Origin of the sequence: Corynebacterium sp. HMSC068H04 (assembly GCF_001811255.1) — a bacterium.
GTDB lineage: Bacteria > Actinomycetota > Actinomycetes > Mycobacteriales > Mycobacteriaceae > Corynebacterium > Corynebacterium hesseae.
In genome coordinates this window covers 1-556 of the sequence record NZ_KV803992.1, presented here as the reverse complement: position 1 = coordinate 556, position 556 = coordinate 1, and the positions used below count along the sequence as shown (strand labels likewise).

Sequence of the window (556 nt, the reverse complement as noted above, 5' to 3'; positions counted from 1 at the left end):
TCGTCGAAATCTTCGGCTTACCAGACTCATCACCCGGCTCACGCGGAGTCGTCGACTCAGATGGCTCCTCACCAGGCTTATCCGGCGTGGTGGACTCACACGGGTCATTCGGGGTCGTGGACTCACCCGGCTTACCCGGAGTGGTCGACTCACCAGGCTTGCCCGGAGTGGTGGACTCACCCGGGTTGTTCGGAGTGGTCTCCTCGCCCGGCTTAGACGGGGTCGTGGACTCACAGGTCTCGTCACCCGGCTTGTTCGGAGTCGTAGACTCAGACGGCTCAGTGGTCTTCTCGGTCGTCTTCGGAGTCGTGGACTCAGACGGCTCCTCACCAGGCTTATCCGGGGTCGTGGACTCACACGGATCGTTCGGAGTGGTGGACTCACCCGGCTTACCCGGGGTCGTAGACTCGCCAGGCTTGCCCGGAGTCGTGGACTCACCCGGATTATTCGGGGTAGTCTCCTCGCCCGGCTTAGACGGGGTCGTGGACTCGCAAGTCTCGTCACCAGGCTTGTTCGGAGTCGTGGACTCAGACGGCTCCTCCTTAGAGGTCACAGT

General features: G+C 62.4%; 1 pseudogene. It reads right to left on the bottom strand.

The features are described 5' to 3' along the window. Window positions 1-556, bottom strand: a pseudogene (locus tag HMPREF2792_RS05880) (hypothetical protein); the annotation flags it as partial.